Source organism: Shewanella sp. M16, assembly GCF_018224605.1.
Lineage (GTDB): Bacteria > Pseudomonadota > Gammaproteobacteria > Enterobacterales > Shewanellaceae > Shewanella > Shewanella oncorhynchi.
Genome location: NZ_JAGTUL010000013.1, coordinates 112,362 through 130,178 on the forward strand (window position 1 = coordinate 112,362; position 17,817 = coordinate 130,178).

Below are 17,817 nucleotides of genomic sequence, written 5' to 3' on the forward strand. Positions count from 1 at the left end.
ACACCCACAAAAAAATAGCGATAAACCCAGTGAGTTTATCGCTATTTTATTGTCTTGTTATCGCTGCATTCAAAGAGCGCTTGAATGCCAGTAATCCGAATAACGCTAGGCCGGACCATTGCTGGTGCGGCAATGGATTACTTAACGATTTCCATCTCGGCTAATAAATTGTCGGCATGATCTAAATACTTCATTACCCACAGCATATAACGGCTGTCGACATGAATAGAACGGTTAATCTCGTTATCAAATGCCCAACCGCCGATAATGCTTTCATACACACCGTCGAACAATAGGCCCACTAATTCAGCACGGCCGTTTAAGGTCGGTGAGCCAGAATTTCCGCCAGTAGTATCTAAAGTTGATAAAAAGTTTACTGGTACAGAATCTATTGATTTCATATAGAAATCACCATATTGCTTCTGCTTAATCAGCTCTAACTCTTTCTTCGGTGCATCGAATGGGTCAACACCCGTGTCCTTTTGCACTATGCCTTCAAGGCGAGTGAATGGCACGGCCACTAAACCGTCTTTTGGCGAATAGCCTTTCACATGACCAACCGTGACACGCAGGCTTGAGTTAGCATCGGCATACACTGGCTTACCTTGCTCTAGGTTGTAAGCAATAATGGCATCCATATATTGCGGACGCACCTTCATTAGTTCACCCGCTAATTCTTTTTCTTTCTTTTCTTCGGCCATATCTGTGTCATACATAGCGACAGCGAATTGAATGAAAGGATCTTTAGAGGCTTTAAAATCGGCAACGGATTTGTCCATCCACGCCAGACGAACGTCTTTCTTACCTAACTCAGTTTTGGCGTACATTTTATCTAAGGTTTTCGAAAGCTTAGCTTCACTAAACTTTTTATCGATACCAAAGGCTTTATCCAATGCGGGTAGGCGCTGATCTTCTGGCAGTGCGGCGTAGCGTTTTAGCATGTCGAGCAATACCGCTTTATCAACGCTTGGCGCATAACGACGGTCAATACGCTCCATGCTGGCTTTTAGACGTGTCATATCACGATCTTGGAAGCCCGGTTCACGCTGCATATCTGGCAGTTGTTTCTCGTTCGCGAGGCGATATAAGCTGCGCGCCGTCGGCAACATAGTCGTACTGCCTATGTAGCTTAAGATCATGTCACGCTCTTGATGCGTTTTGCCTTTGGCAATCAAGGCATCTAATTCCGCTAAGGTTTTACCGTATTTCGCTTCACGACTGCTGTCTTTGGCTATCCACGCCGCAAGCTTAGCTTCGAGGGCTTTACGGTCAGCCAACATGGTTGATTTGCCGTAAAACTCGATCATAGAAGTGAAGTTTTTCGCGTAATTTGCAAGGCCAGCAATTTGACTCTCGTACTTAATACGCTCGTCGCTGCCCTCTGGCGCGGTTTCTTTAATGATCTCTATAAAGCGTTCACGCAGCATTTTGCCTTCGGGATAAGCCCACTCAAACTCATTTTGAACTTCAGTAGCTGTGCGATATCTGTTGGTGCGACCTGGGTAGCCTGCAACCATCACAAAATCACCCTCACTCACACCTTTAGCCGAGACTTTTAAGAAACTTTTTGGCTCATAAGGCACGTTGTCAGCACTAAATTCTGCGGGTTTACCCGCTTTAGATACATAAGCACGGTAGAAAGAAAAATCGCCTGTGTGACGTGGCCACATCCAGTTGTCTACATCGCCGCCGTATTTACCCACGCTCGCGGCTGGGTTATAGACTAAACGCACATCACGGATTTCCAGTTGTTTAACCAGATAATATTCGAGACCACCGTGAAAGCTATACACTTGGCAACGGTAATCATCTTCTTTTTCACATTCAGCAACTAAGGCTTTCTCTTGGCTTTCAACGCCTTGATAGAAGGCGCTGCCCACTTTACCTTCAAGCCCATTTTTAACTCGCTCAGTGACATTAGTTACATCTTCAGTCACATAGACACGTGAGCCAGGGGTCGCAGGTAATTCATCGGCGAAGGTCTTAGCTAAAAAACCATCCTGCAGCAGATTTTTCTCAGGAGTGGAGTTGTATTGAATCGCTCCATAGGCACAGTGATGATTAGTCACAACTAGGCCCTTTGGCGATACAAATGATGCAGTGCAACCGCCAAGGCTTATCACGGCATTCATCGGGAATTCGGTGAGTTTAGAAATCGATTTTGCATCAATTTCAAGGCCTTTTGCTTTTAGCTCATCAGCCATAGCAGGCAGTTGATGGGGCTGCCACATACCTTCGTCAGCCTGTGCGCCAAAACTAGCGGCCACGGCAACTGTGAGTAACCATTTTTTCATTGTGTTAAGTCCGTTTGATGTGAATGAAGCCACGCGCAAGCTGGGCCATTTTCTCGTTTTAATAGCGTTGTTTAAATTTTAAATAACTGTGCTAAAAACCAGCATCACTCGCTTTAAAACCTAAAAAGCAAAAAGTCAGGCCGGGGCCTGACTTTATCACATGCAACACTCTCTATAACAGACTCTGAAAAACTCGCTTACAAAGCAAATACATTTAATCAAAGTTACCCAGCAGCGTTCGCTAAAAAGCCACGCCTATTGCAATGAATTAGATCCCAACAAATAGCTGGGCACCCACAATCACGGCACCTAACAAGCCAGCAATGACTAATGCAACAGATCCGCCAGACACTTGATAACCCCCAAGCTGCGACTGACGTTGACGCAGTGCCATAACAATGGGCAAGAAGATAATCATCACGACCAATGGTACGGCCGCAAATCCCAGTACCGCCACAAAGCCTTCGGGCAAATACAAGGCACACAAGACAGGCGGAATAAAGGTCAGTAACCAAGTTTGAATACGACCGGCAAACGTTTCTTTGGCACGAGTTAATTCGGCGATAAAGTCATATAAACTTAAGGTCACACCGAGGAATGAGGTCACTAAGGCTAAGTCAGCGAATAATGAAATACATTTGCTGATCCAAGGCGTATGAGCAATATCCTGTAATGCCGTGACGAGTGAAGGTAGTGAACCTTCAAAACTATTCACCTCATATCCGCCTACTGTGCCTAAAGTCACCAATAACCACAGAACATAACAAGCGAGTGGGATAGTCGAGCCGATTAACAACACCTTACGCAGTGATACCGCATCGCCATCGAGATAACGCACTAAAGTGGCGATACAGACGTGGAAACCAAACGAAGTAAACACCACGGGAATTGCCGCCATCCAATTGCTGGTCATAGACTCGGCAATCGCACCAGTTGCCATGCTAGCAATACTGACTTCGGGCAATAAAAATAATACCACCACCACGAGCAATAGAATCATTAACGAAAATAGGAAACGTGACACTTTATCGACCCAAGCAACACCTAGCGCCGCAAAGCCACCGAGCACCAGTGTAAATAACAACACTGCGACTTGATTATCGAGCACGATATCGAACATGTTCTTCGCTTTAAGCACTAATAACGAAGAGCCGCCGGTGAGATAAGCCGCGGTCAAGGCAAATAATAAACTCAGGAAAGAAGCACCTTGAATTATTTGACCTTTTTTACCCAGTAACTTACCCGTAATAGCATGCACGTTATCCCCCACGCCAGTGCGTAAGTTAATTTCGAGCATAAGTAATGAGGTATAGGCGGACACGCCCCAAATAACGACGAGTAACACTAAAGCAGGGATAATACCTAAAGCCGCTGTGGCTAAAGGTAACGCTAACATACCTGCGCCAATGGCCGTCCCGGCAACGATGGCGATCGAGCCTAACATTTTTGAATTCACACAATAGTCCTGTTCAATAATTAATTATTATTTTATTTGAGTAAGATTTGAACCGATAAAGCCTTGCGTCTTAAATCGAAATAAGCGACACATCACTTAAAGCATCCAATCAGATCTCGACCTAGCAGATCAATTGGCCCCAATAGCTTTTGAATGTTTCAACCCAGTAGCCATTGAGGCTAACTAAATCGATTATTGAAAAATGGCATGACTTTCAATTGTGATAGCCCAAATTAATGTACCGATATAAGCATCGATTAAATAGATAGTTTGGGACATTAACAGAGCCAAACCCAGTGGGCAAGCCAGTTGTGAACAAAGAAGGGTAGCAAACGGTACGGTAACAACTTAATAGCGCTGTGATAAACGAAAATAAACAAGCCAACAAAATCGCTACCTTTGTTGAAAATATATGGGATGCAGCATTGAGCTTAAACCGAGGTAAAGCACATCTTTCACCATCGAGAGCGTGCAAAATATGGGCTTAAACACAGCAAATATGTTTAAGCCCAATCACATCATGTTGAGAATTAATTAACTCAGAATGTTAATTTACAGCTCAGTCCACGCCATAGCCCAAGAAGCGCCAACACCTGGCTCAAATCCTGTGGCAGAAGCCGACCACTGCATGCAATAGCCGCTATAGGGGAATGGCTTACATTGATACACTTTGCCATTTTTAGGCTGTAACACTGTGGTGCCTGCAACGTAACCTTTCACCCCTGCTGGGAAGACAAAATCCGCTTCTGGCGTTGGTGCTTGATCCTTTAAGAAGAGATCAAAGTTCTGCTGAATAACATCACCTTGTTTAGGCTCAGCTTTAACCTGCAAGTGATAATGTCCAGCTTTAGGCGCAACCACGTCTAACACTAAGCTCGCGCTGGTATTGTTAACGGTTTGGCTGACAAAACCGGCAGCCGTGCCATCGTGGCTAAACAAATACGCAGACACTAACATTTCAGCATTGCTGGTGACGTCAAAACGAACCTGCGCCGCGCCGTCGATAATTTGATAATCGTCGGCAAGTGAAGTGACTTCTAAGCTGTTGCCCGGTGCGGGCGCCAGATCAAATCCCACTTCGACACGCTCAATACCTGAAGTCGTCGCAGTAAAAATGTCGTTTTTGCCATACACAGGCTCAATCACACCTGATGCATTTTTTTGTCCCGCTTTTAACTGAGACTGCTGGGCATTAATCGCGCTCGCTAATAGGAAAGGCCAGTTTTGTTTATCACCTTGAGTCGCATCGCTAATAGTAATGACTGTTTGCTTAGCCGGTTGCTCACCATTGGCATCGAACACTCGGGTCATCACTTTATCGCCTGCTTTTAGATCGAGTGACGGATTGATATCCCCCACATCTTGCCATTCACTCGGCACAACAGGACCCGAGCCCAAGTTCACATCGATAGCATTGTAGAAACTATTCGTCGTATCTCCCACTTCCCACACGGCCAAGATCACTTGATAACCACTGCGACCTTCTGGCACATAACAGTCATGGGTCACTAACTTAGGCGGCTGCACCATGCCACCATCGACTACGCAGAATGGCGCTAAGTCAAAGCTCGCACGGCTTAAAGCTTGGTTTTGATTCCAATCTTGGCGAGTTAAATAATAACGCCAATTGCGGGTGACATGATTGGCAGTGAACTGCCAACTGAACTTATTCCAGCCCGCTTTAATATCTGTCTTTGACCAACGGCTGGGACTCTGTTCATCTAAAGGCGAGAAAGCACCATTACCCGCACTCGCCAGTTTGCCATCCGCAGGACCTGACTCAGGAAAACCCGATGGTCCTTCAACGCTTTGCGGTTCCCATTGCACCGCGCCACAGTTGGCATTGTTGCCGGTTTTACAGGCATAGGAGCGTGACTCTGGCGCCACAACATAACCGTGTGCCTGCGCAGAAATACTCACAAATGTATTTGCCGCCATCACTGCGGCGGCCAATAAACTCAATTTAGAAACAGGGGAAAAAACAGTAGGATTTGCCACTTTAATGCACTCCATTTGCACCCATCTTAGCCAGTATTGGCTTGGGCTTAGGTATAAAAGTGGTATTTGGGCAAACAACAGCATTAAACAGCAGTCGTTTATCTTTCACAGAAATCGAATTCTGCGGCAACTCCGCTATCTTAGTTCACTAAAAAATCCATTTACAACCTTAGACCGGAAGCTTTGCGTCCTAACTTTTCAATTAGTTTGCCAAATACAGTCGTTATCATTGAGTCACTACGAGTTAACAGTATGTAACTAAGTAGAAATGACTTGGCTAAATTAGCAACAAAAGACAACGCTGTCAAAAAATAATTCATTTATATTCATTAAGTTACAGAATGTGAATCGGTATTTTTCTGACACCCGTCAAACATTTATCAGCACCTACTGTTATAAACTCGTGCTTGAAACTAAATCTTACCTAGGTATAATGCCCACCTCGCTTCGGGGGAGTAGCTAACTGGATTTCGAGCCATCGTCATCTAGGGTGAACATCAACATACTTGGCAACATGCCATGGTGTTCACAGCAAATCATAGATTTGCCCAGCAAGACCTGAGCACAATGACCGCACCTAGGGGTGGACGGTTTATTGTGCTTATGTCATAACCACCCCTAAAGGATCACACTTGGAAGCCCTACTTGCCTCAACCTTTACGGTTGCTATCGCCGAAATTGGTGATAAAACTCAATTACTTGCACTAATCCTCGCCGCAAGATTTAAAAATAAAACCGCCATTATTTTAGGTATTTTGCTGTCGACATTATTTAACCATTTTGCCGCCGCTTGGATTGGTCAATGGGCCATTAACTGGGTAAGCCCAGATCTGGCACGTTATTTAGTGGCTGCGTCATTCTTTGCGATCGCTCTTTGGGTGTTAATCCCCGATAAAGTCGATGCAGAAGAGAGCCGTTTCTATAAAATGGGTCCCTTTCTCGCCACCTTTATCCTGTTTTTTATCGCCGAAATGGGGGATAAAACGCAAATAGCAACTGTGGTATTAGCCGCAAAATACGATTCATTAACTATGGTGGTTGCTGGCACAACCTTAGGCATGCTGCTTGCTAACGTACCCGTAGTGATCGCAGGCCACTTCAGCGCCGAAAAATTACCTATGTTGTGGATACACCGTGGCTGCGCCGTATTGTTCGCACTCTTAGGCGTAGCAACACTGTTCTTCTAAGAATCGAGGCTGGGGTTTTGCTGCAGAATAAAATCTCTTCACGCAATATTTTATTATTTTAAACCTAACCGTTTTGCAAGTCGGTGCAAATTACCTGTATCGATTTGCAATATTCTTGCACACGCAGCCCAATTTTGTTGATTCGCGGCTAAAACTTGACGAATAAGTTGACGCTGATATCTCTCCGTCGCAGCCTTAAGCCCCAGCATAACACTGGAATTATCTTGCGATTGTCGCTCACGACAGGCCGACTCAGACCTAAATGCTAATTCAATGGCTGGCGTTGCGGCATCTGATGGCCTATCTTCGTCGACTGTTCTGTGTGCTTGATTCATCAAAGAATCGAGCTGAAAATGTTTATCACTTAAGCTGATGTAAGCCGTTTTTAGCTCGGCTTTCGCCAACACCGCAGCCCTGTGTATCGCATGCTCTAGCTCACGCACATTACCCGGCCATGTGTATTGCTCTAATAACTGCTGCGCTGCGGGTGTGATATTGATATGGGTGAGTCCTAACTTCGCTTTACAACGTTCAAGAAAAAAACCTGTCAGCATAACAATATCTTGCCCACGCTCTCTTAATGGTGCTACGTGGATAGGAAATACGCTCAACCTATGGTAAAGATCGAAACGAAAGCGCCCTTCCGTTGCCTCTTGGTGCAAAATTCGATTAGTGGCGGCAATAATCCGAGTATTCACTTTTAGGCTCTTATCACTGCCAACTCGCTGTAATTCACCGTATTGTAAAACCCTCAATAACTTAGCTTGCAGCCCCAAGGGAAGCTCCCCGATTTCATCTAAAAACAAGGTCCCCTTGTCAGCGAGTTCAAACTTACCTTGCCTATGACTGATTGCTCCCGTAAATGCCCCTTTTACATGCCCAAATAACTCGCTTTCGGCGACGGACTCCGGCAGTGCAGCGCAGTTCAAATAGATAAGTGATTTATCGGCTCTGGTCGATTGATTATGTATCGCCGCGGCCACTAACTCCTTACCCACGCCAGTTTCGCCGGTAATTAATACCGATAAATCAGTGCCTGCCACGGCACTTATCTGCTGCTTTAGCGATTGGATCTGTGTGGATTGCCCTATGATCTCCTGCTGACTAGCAGGACGATTGAGCACCTCTGTGCCATTGGAAACTTCAACAACTTGGGATTCTAGCTGTTGCATCAATAACGCAGTATTAAGACTGGCTGCGGCCAGTGCGCTGATCACACGCAACTCGCTATCACTAAAATCATCAAACTGATGAGGGTTGAAACCATCAATGGTGAGCGCCCCAATTAAGCGATCGTTCGCGATTAGTGGTAAACCAATGCAAGCATGTACATGTAAGTTCGCACTATGATGTGGAATTAAACCATCATACGGATCAGGAAGTTCACTGTCGGCCGGGAAACGAACCACATCGCCAGCACGGGCGATAGCCTCTAATCTCGGATGTTCACTAATTTGAAAGCGCCGCCCTAACACTTCGGCAAAGAGCCCATCTATCGCCAAGGGGACAAATTGCTGCTCCCGAAATGCCAATAATGCCGCAGCATCACAATTGACACGCCGCCTGACCACTGCCAACAAACGCTCAAATCTGTCTTGCGTCGACACGCCGACAGTTAAATCTAAGGCTAACTGAGTTAAATCAGCATGGGCACTCATAGCACATCCACAGTCAAATAAAGTCATATTGACAACAGTGTAATGTCAATTTGACTAATATCAAATTGTCATTATGACATCAGCAAGTGATTTAAAATGTTGAAATACGCTAATACCAATAAAAATCAACACCTTAGGATGTTGGCATAGTGAGTGCAATAAGAGATTTAACTAAATAAGCAAGATTTACGTAGCGCATTCATTATTAATTATCACAGGTGTATTTATGACTATTCATGTAAAAAACAATATCCACTGGGTGGGCCAACGCGATTGGGAAGTGCAAGATTTTCATGGTACTGAGTACAAGATAACTAAAGGCACAAGCTACAATAGCTACCTTATCCGTGAAGAAAAAACCGTGTTAATTGATACAGTTGATCATCGGTTTAGCCAGCAATTCTTACAAAATCTTGAAGCTGAAATTAATTTAACCGACATAGACTATATTGTGATGAACCATGCAGAGGAAGACCACTCAGGCGCCCTGACTGCATTAATGGCCAAAATTCCTAACACTCCAATTTACTGCAGTGAAAATGCGGTCGACTCCATTGTAGGACATCACCACCACCCAGAATGGAATTTCATTACCGTAAAGACAGGGGATAGTTTAGCGATAGGCAATGGTAAGCAACTGATATTTATCGAAGCACCTATGTTGCATTGGCCAGATAGCATGATGACATACCTCACCGAAGATGCGGTTTTATTCAGTAACGATGCCTTTGGCCAACACTATTGCGACGAACATTTATTCAATGATGAGGTTGATCAAAATGAATTAATGGAACAATGCCTACGATACTACTCAAACATTTTAACACCCTTTAGCAGCCTAGTGACGGCTAAAATTCACGAAGTATTAAGCTTTAATTTACCTGTAGATATGATCGCAACTTCACACGGCATTGTGTGGCGTGATAATCCAGCCCAAATTATTCACCAATATTTAGCTTGGGCCGACGCTTATCAAGAAGACCGTATCACGATTTTCTACGACTCTATGTCCAATAATACTCGCATGATGGCCGACGGTATTGCTCAAGGTATCCATGATGTTGACCCCAATGTAGCGGTAAAAGTGTATAACGTCGCACGTCATGATAAAAACGAAATCCTTGCACAGGCATTTAGGTCAAAAGGTATTTTAGTCGGCTCATCCACCATGAATAATGTGATGATGCCTAAAATTGCCGCCATGCTTGAAGAAATTACGGGCCTGCGTTTTCGCAATAAAAAGGCGGCAGCTTTTGGTAGTTATGGCTGGAATGGCGGCGCAGTCGATAGAATTCACACTCGTTTGATGGATGCTGGTTTTGAAACCTCGGTGGGATTAAAAGTCAAATGGCGTCCCGATCGTGATGCGATGCAAGAATGCCGTCAGCACGGCCAGCGAATCGCGCGAGAATGGGCATTGCGTCCCCTCGATAGCGCTAATAGTCGCTCTATCATTAATCAAGTCATGTCAAAACCTAGTCAAGCCACCACGGCCAGTCAAACAGCTGAAAATACTGCTACTAATAACGTCCCTGTGACGGCACCGATTGCAACAAAAGCGTGCGAATTAAATGATACACAATCAATGATTTGCACCGTTTGCCAATGGGTTTACGCCCCTGAAAAAGGAGAACCTAATCAAGATGTCATTGCTGGCACACCTTGGACTCAAGTGGCCGAAGACTTCCTCTGTCCCGAATGTGGCCTAGGTAAAAGCGTTTTCGCTGTCATAAAACATGAGGTGACTAATGCCTAAGCCAATCGTCATTATCGGCAGTGGATTCGCGGCATATCAGCTAGTCAAAACACTGCGACGTTTAAACCGCGAACAACCGATTACAGTTATCACAGCCGACTCTGGTGACGAATACCATAAACCAGATTTAAGCCATGTGTTTAGCCTTAAAAAAATGGCGTCAGACCTCATAAAATTGACCGCGACTGAATTTGCACATGAGCAACAAATTGATGTGATAAATCACTGTGAAGTCATAAAAATAGATAAAGTTCGTCAGGTAGTCTGTTGCCATCAAGGACGCGAAATTGCGTACAAAAAATTAGTGCTTGCCACAGGTGCACGGCCCTTTATTCCACCTATAGAGGGGGATGGCGTCGATATCATCCACACAGTTAACAGCTTAATGGAGTATCAGGCCTGCGAAGCAGACATCCATGGCGCGAGGAGAGTACTAGTTATCGGTGCGGGTTTGGTCGGAGTTGAACTGGCAATGGACTTAGCAACTGCAGGTAAGCAAGTATTTTTGGTCGATCCACAAGCGAGCTTAATGCCGAATATGCTACCCGAAATGTTAAGCCACAAACTGACCGCTGTACTAACGCAGCATAACGTCACAGTGCAATTGCAAACCCGAGTCAGCCAACTGCAACACCAAGATGGCAGTATCTCTGTGTGCCTAGATAATGACCAGCGGTTTATTTGTGATGCGGTTATCTGTGCAGCGGGACTTCTCCCTAACAGTCAACTTGCCCAGCATGCGGGGCTAGAGGTCAATAAAGGTATCGTCGTTAACGAATGCTTACAAACCAACGATGCCCATATTTATGCGCTAGGTGATTGCGCCCAAATCAACGGCCAAAATAGGGCCTATTTGCAACCTGCGTTACTGAGTGCCAATGCGCTGGCGAACACATTACTGAACCAACCGACAGCAGTGAATTTTCCCGCCATGCTCATTAAAGTGAAAACGCCACTGTTACCTATACAGCTCAGCGGTATAACAGTGAATGGCGTCTATCGCTGGCAAGTCGATATGGATGCTCAAGGAAGCTGTATTAAAGCATTCGACGTGGATGAAACATTTATAGGATTTATCGTAACCGAGGATAAAATGCAGCAAGCATTTGGATTGTTAAAGCAGCTAAATAGCCCTAATGCAGCGCTCATCGCGGCCTAAGAGCACATTAACGAGAATGTTAATATTGTTACCGAGGATAAAATGCAGCAAGCATTTGGATTGTTAAAGCAGCTAAATAGCCCTAACGCAGCGCTCATCGCGGCCTAAGAGCACATTAACGAGAATGTTAATATTGTTGTCGCTGATAATAAAAACTGAGTAGAGGCTTTCTACTCAGTTTTATCGTTTCTACTATTATTCAAACATTCGCAACAGCAATAGTTTAAAGACCTAATGCCAGTTTAATACGTTGTCCATAATCCGCATCGGCTTGAGTAAAATGCGCCACCATACGTTGCTGCACATCTAAACTCGCTTGACTTAATGAACCCGAAATTGTTGCCACTAGGCGCGCTTTCTCAGCTTCAGAGAAGATGCGATACAAATTACCCGCTTGGGTATAATCGTCTTGGTTATAACGACTGTAACGCGCAGCTTCACCTTCTAAACGCAATGGTGGTTCACTAAAGTTTACTGGCTCAACCAAGGCATCAGCAGTGCTGTTCGGGCCATAGTTTGCCGAAGCGTCGCCACCAGTTTGACTGCCATGGTAAGGACATTGTGTACCCGCCATCGCACCTGCACGTTGATGGTGATTTGCCTTAGCGGCATGCGGGCAATTCACTGGCAATTGGTTGTAGTTAGCACCAATGCGGTAACGCTGCGCATCGGCGTAGGCAAATAAACGTGCTTGTAACATCTTGTCTGGTGAAGCCCCGACGCCTGGGACCAAATTACTAGGTGCTAATGCCACTTGCTCAACTTCAGCAAAGTAGTTTTGTGGCAGACGATTCAGCTCTAATACACCAATCTCAATTAATGGATAGTCGCTATGCGGCCAAACCTTAGTTAAATCAAATGGATTGATATGGTAAGTATTGGCATCCGCCTCAGGCATAATCTGCACATTAACCGTCCAACGCGGGAAGTTACCATCAGTAATAGCAACCACCATATCGCGCTGTGATGAATCGGGATCAATCCCTTTTAATTTATCAGCCTGTTCATTGGTTAAGTTGACCACGCCTTGCTGCGATTTAAAGTGGAACTTCACCCAGAAACGCTCGCCCTTGGCATTCCACAGCGAGAAAGTGTGTGAACCATAACCGTGCATTTGACGGTAGTTCGCCGGAATACCACGATCCGACATCAAAATGGTTACTTGATGCATAGCTTCAGGGTTCAATGACCAAAAGTCCCACATCGCCTGCGGATCTTTTAAGTTTGTCTTAGGATTACGCTTTTGCGTATGAATAAAGTCTGGAAACTTAATCCCATCTCGTAAGAAAAAGGTCGGCGTATTGTTACCCACGATATCGTGATTACCACGGGCAGTATAAAAACGTAAACCAAAGCCACGTGGATCGCGCTCTGCGTCGGCAGAACCCATTTCTCCACCTACGGTTGAGAAACGAATAAAGGTTTCGGTTTGCTTACCAACACCATTGAAATGGTCAGCAATGGTGTAATCGCTTAAATCTTTAGTCAGCGTAAATGTGCCGTAAACCCCAGTACCTTTGGCATGCACGATACGCTCAGGAATACGCTCACGGTTGAAATGGGCTAACTTTTCAATTAAATGCCAATCTTGTAATAGCAGAGGACCACGTTCACCCGCCGACAGTGAGTTTTGATCGTCGGCCACTGGGGCGCCGTTTTGGCTCGTTAAGTACTGACTTGTTTGATGTTGTTGACTCATGCCCTGCTCCTTAGTCTTGATTACTGGTTAACCAGGTTTCAATTAAATCGTAAATGGTGGCCATGGTTTATCTCCTTGGCTGGCGACGTGTTGTCGATAGAGCAAGAATAGAGAATTACCACTTGAGAATAAAACGATTAAACTAGATTTTAATAATCTAAAAAAAAGATTAAGAATAGGTTTGGCAAGACAGTTAATGAATTACACGGACTCACAGCCAATGGTCCGCTCATATCACTTAAGATGCTGTTGAAAAACCAAATAGCTGCTCAGGACAATGGATCGAAGTGCGGTGCGAGAAAGCGGAGTTAAGCTGATACACCATTAACTGCTGGATAAGTCAGCTTCACGATAAAGCTTAACCAAATAATAAGTGTCAATCAGCACGATAAAAAAGTTAACTAAGGCAACAGGATAAGCCCCAATTGCCACACCGTAGGCCACAAATAAAGCCGCACCAATGAGATTCCACCAGCGCAGTTTCTTAATGTTTGACATCATCAGTGATATTGCAACGACCACTGAAGCTAAATAACCAACCCATTCCCAAATTGTAGCGTTATCCATATCCAATCCTTATCTATATATTATTTAAATCAAACGATTGATACGCCAATCACACCACAGGTAATAAGCTGGCTCATTGCATTTAGCGTTTAACGACAGCCGCCGTCATCCGTGAAATACAAGTCAGTTCACCCGCGCTGTTGTGGATTAAAATCTCCCATACAGAGCTGCGCTTCCCTAAGTGGATAGGCTTAGCCGTGGCGGTTAATACCCCATTACGGGAAGCCCGTAAGTGGTTAGCGTTAATTTCTTGACCGACACAATAGTACTGCTCAAAATCCACCGCGAAATTTGCCGCATAGCTAGCAACGGTTTCAGCAAGCGCGACATTCGCGCCACCATGCACTATGCCCAAAGGGTTATGCACCGCCGGACTGGCTGGCATAGTGGCCTTCATGTAATCGTCGCCAATCTCACTGATCTCAATTCCTAAAGTCTGCATCAAGGTGCCTTTGCCACCCATACCGGCGTCTAAACGCGCGCAATCCTCTAACGTTACAGCTCTAAACCAAATACTCATTGCAACTTCCTAGTCAATAAAACCAATCAGCAGTTTACTGTGAAGTGGATGAAGTTCAACTAGTTTACTCTCAGCTGGTCACATCAATATCAGCAAAAATAAGGCTCAAACTAACCAAGATTTAACGGTACTTAGCTGACTAAACCAGACAAGAAATAATCCCCACACCACGACTACACTTGGCATAATTAACGCGTCAGCTCCTAGCATCACAGCCGCTTGCTGAATGCAAAATACATAGGTCATTTGCAACAAAATAGCGATAAGCGAGGCGACCAACACTTTATAAGCAATTAATTTTCTGAATAACAATAATAGGCATCCTAGAACCCCTGAAACCACGGCAAAGCCAAACACAGCATCAACCCAAATTGGCGTCGTTTCATAGAGTTTAATTTGATCTGGGCTCATCTGTGCGAGTGCATCTGGCGTCATAGTCATTTGCATCACAAAAGCCATCAGCCCCATGATATTCCACAACAAACTGAGCGTTGCGACAAAGTAAAACCACAGTGGCGCCTTGATATTCATGGTTTTCAGCGGATTTGAGGTGGTATCCATACTCACTCCTAATAAAAACTGAAAAAAAGAGATAAAAAAGGGATGGTTAACCATCCCTTTGTTTCAGTCTAGCTCACAAATTGCACTTGTGAGTTAACCCCATATACAGGTTAACGGCGACGACGCTGCAAACCAAACAAGGACATCAGTGCTAAACCTAAATAACCTAAAGCACCGCCATCATCTTTAGGCTTTGGCTCAGGTTTTGGCGGCACTACTGGCGCAGGATAACTTAAAGCAACAATCACAGGATCATGATCCGATGCAGAAAAAGCATTTTCAGATTTAGCCAGATCACCAGAGAACTTCTTACCGTATTCAAACAGGCTAGATTCCACTGAGTTGATATGCCAATCTTCAATATCCACTAAACGTTTGGCTAAGCTAGCATTGGCTAAAGCATGATCTAAGTTACCTAACTCGCCGTTATAGCTATAAGAGAAAGTGCTTGCACCGTGGGCTTTCGTGTTCAAGTTGATAAAGCCATAACCTTTTTCAATCTTGCTGCCTTGGCGCTCAAACACTTTGCCGTCGAGCGTCGTCCACGAAGCGGTCAGGATGTCACGCTCTGACTTGCTCGCATCGAAGTCGGTTAGTACACGGATAGGATCCTCCATACCATAGGCATTCATATCACCGATGATCAGTAAGTCGCCTTTCACGTCTTTTAGCGTTTCACCCAAGACTTTGGCTGCAGATACGCGGAAAGCATTACACTTGCCCTGTTGATCGGCAGGATCAACTGACTCTTCGAAGTTAGCCCAATCTTCTAAACAGCCTGAGCCTTTAGATTTCAAATGGTTAACGACTACGGTCAGAGACTCATCATGGATTTTAAAGGTTTGCGCTAAGCTGTGACGTTGATAAGCATCATTGCCAGGGTTAGTCTCAGTTTTGCCATCTTTTGTGCGAGTCACGCTGCCAGCACTGGCGTGCTGTTCTGGAGTACCGATAACTTGTGCTGCCCCCGCTAAAGCCACTTTACCACCACGGTATAACATGCCGACAGTAATCGCATCTGTGCCAAAGTACTTGCCGTCATACTTATCAGCATCGGTGATTTCAACAAAGCTATAGGCGTTTTCAGGCGTCTGCTTGTCATTTAGTGCATCGACTAAATCCTTAATCGCACTCTTCTCACCAAAACCGTTGTTAGCAATTTCCATCAAACCGACGATATCGGCGTTTATGGCGGTAATAGCGCTAACGATTTTAGTACGTTGTAGCACCATTTCTTCCAGCGTTAGGGCGCCACGGTTACTGCCTGATGGATTGGTATCGCCACCATCAACATCGTTAAAGAAGTTCAGCACGTTAAAGCTAGCCACGCGCAGATCTCCCTTAGTTGCAACACTTGGGGCTTCGGTTCTATCGTCACCACGGATAAAATCACCCGCTGTAATAGTATTAGTCGCCACTAAACGATAAGCGCCGTAGCTGTAACCAATCACACCTTGCAGGTTAGTCAGTTGATCGCCAACACGGATGTAACCCGTTTCCACATTGAAATCAGGGAAGTATGGAATAACACCATTGGCAGGCTTGTAATCGGATTCGATAAAGAGTTGGTTTTCGCGGTTAGATTTAACTAATGCCGTTGCTTCAGCAGAAAGCGCTGGATACAGCTGTGTCGGCTTCATCAAAGGTGCTTGATATGACACTAGCATGTTATTGCGACTACCCGCATAGTCGAAGCTGAAGGTGCGGCTGATTTTAAGATCGCTGCCCGCATCTAAGGCCACATTCATGCCTTCATAGCGCTCTAATGCTTGCGCTAAGGTTTCGCCATCGGCCACATAGAAAGGTGCGGCAACAGGGACTTCACCCTTAGCGCCAACATCAAATTTCTTATCGGCTTTAATATCAATTTGAGTTAGGCCAAAGTATTCTTTCACTTTACCCTGCACACACACTTCAACCCCTGGTTGAATCGCTTCAGGTGCAGCTTCACCTAAGAATACAAATACACCATCAGAGGTATACGGTGAGTTATCACCCTTAACTTCTTGTAAGTAAAAACCTTTAAACAAGCTTTCACCACGGGCAGTCACTACGCCACGCACAGTCACTTCGGCTTCAGATTCGAATGCCCCTGCTGGTACAAATGGGCTCGACTCGCCCGCACCTTGTACTTGATAAATAGGCACAATTTTAGCGCCAGTACAGCTAAAGAGCGGCACTTCTGGCTCAGCAGGCGTTTCTAGAGAACCTAAACCAGAGAAGGTATCTTTAGGTAATTGTTCCCACTGGGCGGCATTAAATACTGTATTCGCCACTAACGCATCTAATTTACGTTTTAAGGTAACGTCTAATCCCCAACCCGTTGGCGTCGGCACATCACCAATAATATCGATGACTGCATCATCTTTCATTAAGGCAACCGCATCACCGCCATTAAAACTTAAACTACCAGAGTAACTATCAACCCCTTGAGCAACAGTAATAGTACCGCTAGTATTTAAAATAACTTTTGTCGATTTTGCCGCAATAGTTTGACCACCTAAAGCCACCATATCCGACGCAACAGTAGCACCATCTTTATAACGAACCAGTTTATAACCCGCGAGATCAATTGCCGTATCGCCGCTGTTATACAGTTCAATCGCTTTATTATTTGAGCTACCTTCAACATATTCGGTGATCATCACATCTGCGCTTGCCATCATAGGCAAAGCCGCTGCTACAGCTAAAGAAATAGCCGTTAATTTATTAACATTATCCATATCATCAACCCCATTATTATAATATTGCCGCTAACTTCTATTAACGTGCGAGCGGATTATTTCAGAGTTGAATGCGTAAAAAAAGAGGGCAAGATCGCACATTGCCAATGTAACACATTGATGAGTAACTAATTATAGACACTTCACTGTTCACCTAACAGAACAGGATGGTAAATCAAAAGTATTAGCCATGTAAAAACAAACAGTAAGAGCAATACACATAAGGACAAAGCAGTTGG

Annotated in this window: 12 protein-coding genes and 1 riboswitch; of the genes, 3 read left to right on the forward strand and 9 right to left on the reverse strand. The window is 44.8% G+C overall.

The genetic code is table 11. The annotated features are described in order from the left end of the window. Positions 1 to 137: 137 nt before the first annotated feature. From KFE26_RS10960 to gbpA, 3 genes are all read right to left on the reverse strand, one after another. Positions 138 to 2,294, reverse strand: coding sequence for a S46 family peptidase (locus KFE26_RS10960; RefSeq protein WP_212600410.1), 2,157 nt, complete (start codon positions 2,292 to 2,294; stop codon positions 138 to 140). 268 nt (positions 2,295 to 2,562) lie between these two features. Then, positions 2,563 to 3,738: an aromatic amino acid transport family protein gene (locus KFE26_RS10965; protein WP_173248682.1), complete on the reverse strand. Its 1,176-nt coding sequence runs from the start codon at positions 3,736 to 3,738 to the stop codon at positions 2,563 to 2,565. Between the two features lie 564 nt (positions 3,739 to 4,302). Beyond that, the gene (gene gbpA / locus KFE26_RS10970; RefSeq protein WP_212600411.1) at positions 4,303 to 5,748 is read right to left on the reverse strand and encodes an N-acetylglucosamine-binding protein GbpA; all 1,446 of its coding nucleotides are present in this window, start codon (positions 5,746 to 5,748) and stop codon (positions 4,303 to 4,305) included. Between the two features lie 122 nt (positions 5,749 to 5,870). Beyond that, a riboswitch (cyclic di-GMP riboswitch) is annotated at positions 5,871 to 5,970 on the reverse strand. Positions 5,971 to 6,380: 410 nt separating this feature from the next. Between gbpA and KFE26_RS10975 the strand changes: the two genes are divergently transcribed. Continuing rightward, the gene (locus tag KFE26_RS10975) at positions 6,381 to 6,935 is read left to right on the forward strand and encodes a TMEM165/GDT1 family protein (RefSeq protein ID WP_131524629.1); all 555 of its coding nucleotides are present in this window, start codon (positions 6,381 to 6,383) and stop codon (positions 6,933 to 6,935) included. 53 nt (positions 6,936 to 6,988) lie between these two features. On the opposite strand, the gene norR is transcribed toward KFE26_RS10975, so the two are convergent. Beyond that, the gene (norR, locus tag KFE26_RS10980; protein ID WP_249195678.1) at positions 6,989 to 8,593 is read right to left on the reverse strand and encodes a nitric oxide reductase transcriptional regulator NorR; all 1,605 of its coding nucleotides are present in this window, start codon (positions 8,591 to 8,593) and stop codon (positions 6,989 to 6,991) included. Between the two features lie 226 nt (positions 8,594 to 8,819). Here norR and norV point away from each other — a divergent pair, with 226 nt between their 5' ends. Both norV and norW read left to right on the forward strand, forming a co-directional pair. Continuing rightward, positions 8,820 to 10,349, forward strand: a complete 1,530-nt coding sequence (gene norV / locus KFE26_RS10985; protein ID WP_212600413.1) for an anaerobic nitric oxide reductase flavorubredoxin — start codon at positions 8,820 to 8,822, stop codon at positions 10,347 to 10,349. Next, positions 10,342 to 11,508 carry an NADH:flavorubredoxin reductase NorW gene (norW, locus tag KFE26_RS10990; RefSeq protein WP_212600414.1) on the forward strand — a complete coding sequence of 389 codons (1,167 nt, stop codon included), beginning with the start codon at positions 10,342 to 10,344 and terminating at the stop codon, positions 11,506 to 11,508. Before norV ends, norW begins: the two co-directional genes overlap by 8 nt. A 223-nt stretch (positions 11,509 to 11,731) precedes the next feature. On the opposite strand, the gene katB is transcribed toward norW, so the two are convergent. The 5 genes from katB to exeM form a co-directional block, all read right to left on the reverse strand. Further along, positions 11,732 to 13,207 carry a catalase gene (katB, locus tag KFE26_RS10995; protein ID WP_212600415.1) on the reverse strand — a complete coding sequence of 492 codons (1,476 nt, stop codon included), beginning with the start codon at positions 13,205 to 13,207 and terminating at the stop codon, positions 11,732 to 11,734. A 324-nt stretch (positions 13,208 to 13,531) separates the two neighbouring features. Continuing rightward, positions 13,532 to 13,774: a YgjV family protein gene (locus KFE26_RS11000; RefSeq protein ID WP_028761593.1), complete on the reverse strand. Its 243-nt coding sequence runs from the start codon at positions 13,772 to 13,774 to the stop codon at positions 13,532 to 13,534. 82 nt (positions 13,775 to 13,856) lie between these two features. Continuing rightward, positions 13,857 to 14,294 carry a PaaI family thioesterase gene (locus KFE26_RS11005; RefSeq protein WP_028761594.1) on the reverse strand — a complete coding sequence of 146 codons (438 nt, stop codon included), beginning with the start codon at positions 14,292 to 14,294 and terminating at the stop codon, positions 13,857 to 13,859. A gap of 105 nt (positions 14,295 to 14,399) precedes the next feature. Next, entirely contained in the window at positions 14,400 to 14,855 is a 456-nt protein-coding gene (locus KFE26_RS11010; protein ID WP_198573840.1) for a hypothetical protein, read from the reverse strand. Positions 14,856 to 14,965: 110 nt separating this feature from the next. Then, positions 14,966 to 17,578 (reverse strand): extracellular exonuclease ExeM, encoded by a 2,613-nt coding sequence (gene exeM / locus KFE26_RS11015; protein ID WP_212600416.1) that lies wholly within the window; start codon positions 17,576 to 17,578, stop codon positions 14,966 to 14,968. Positions 17,579 to 17,817 lie beyond the last annotated feature (239 nt).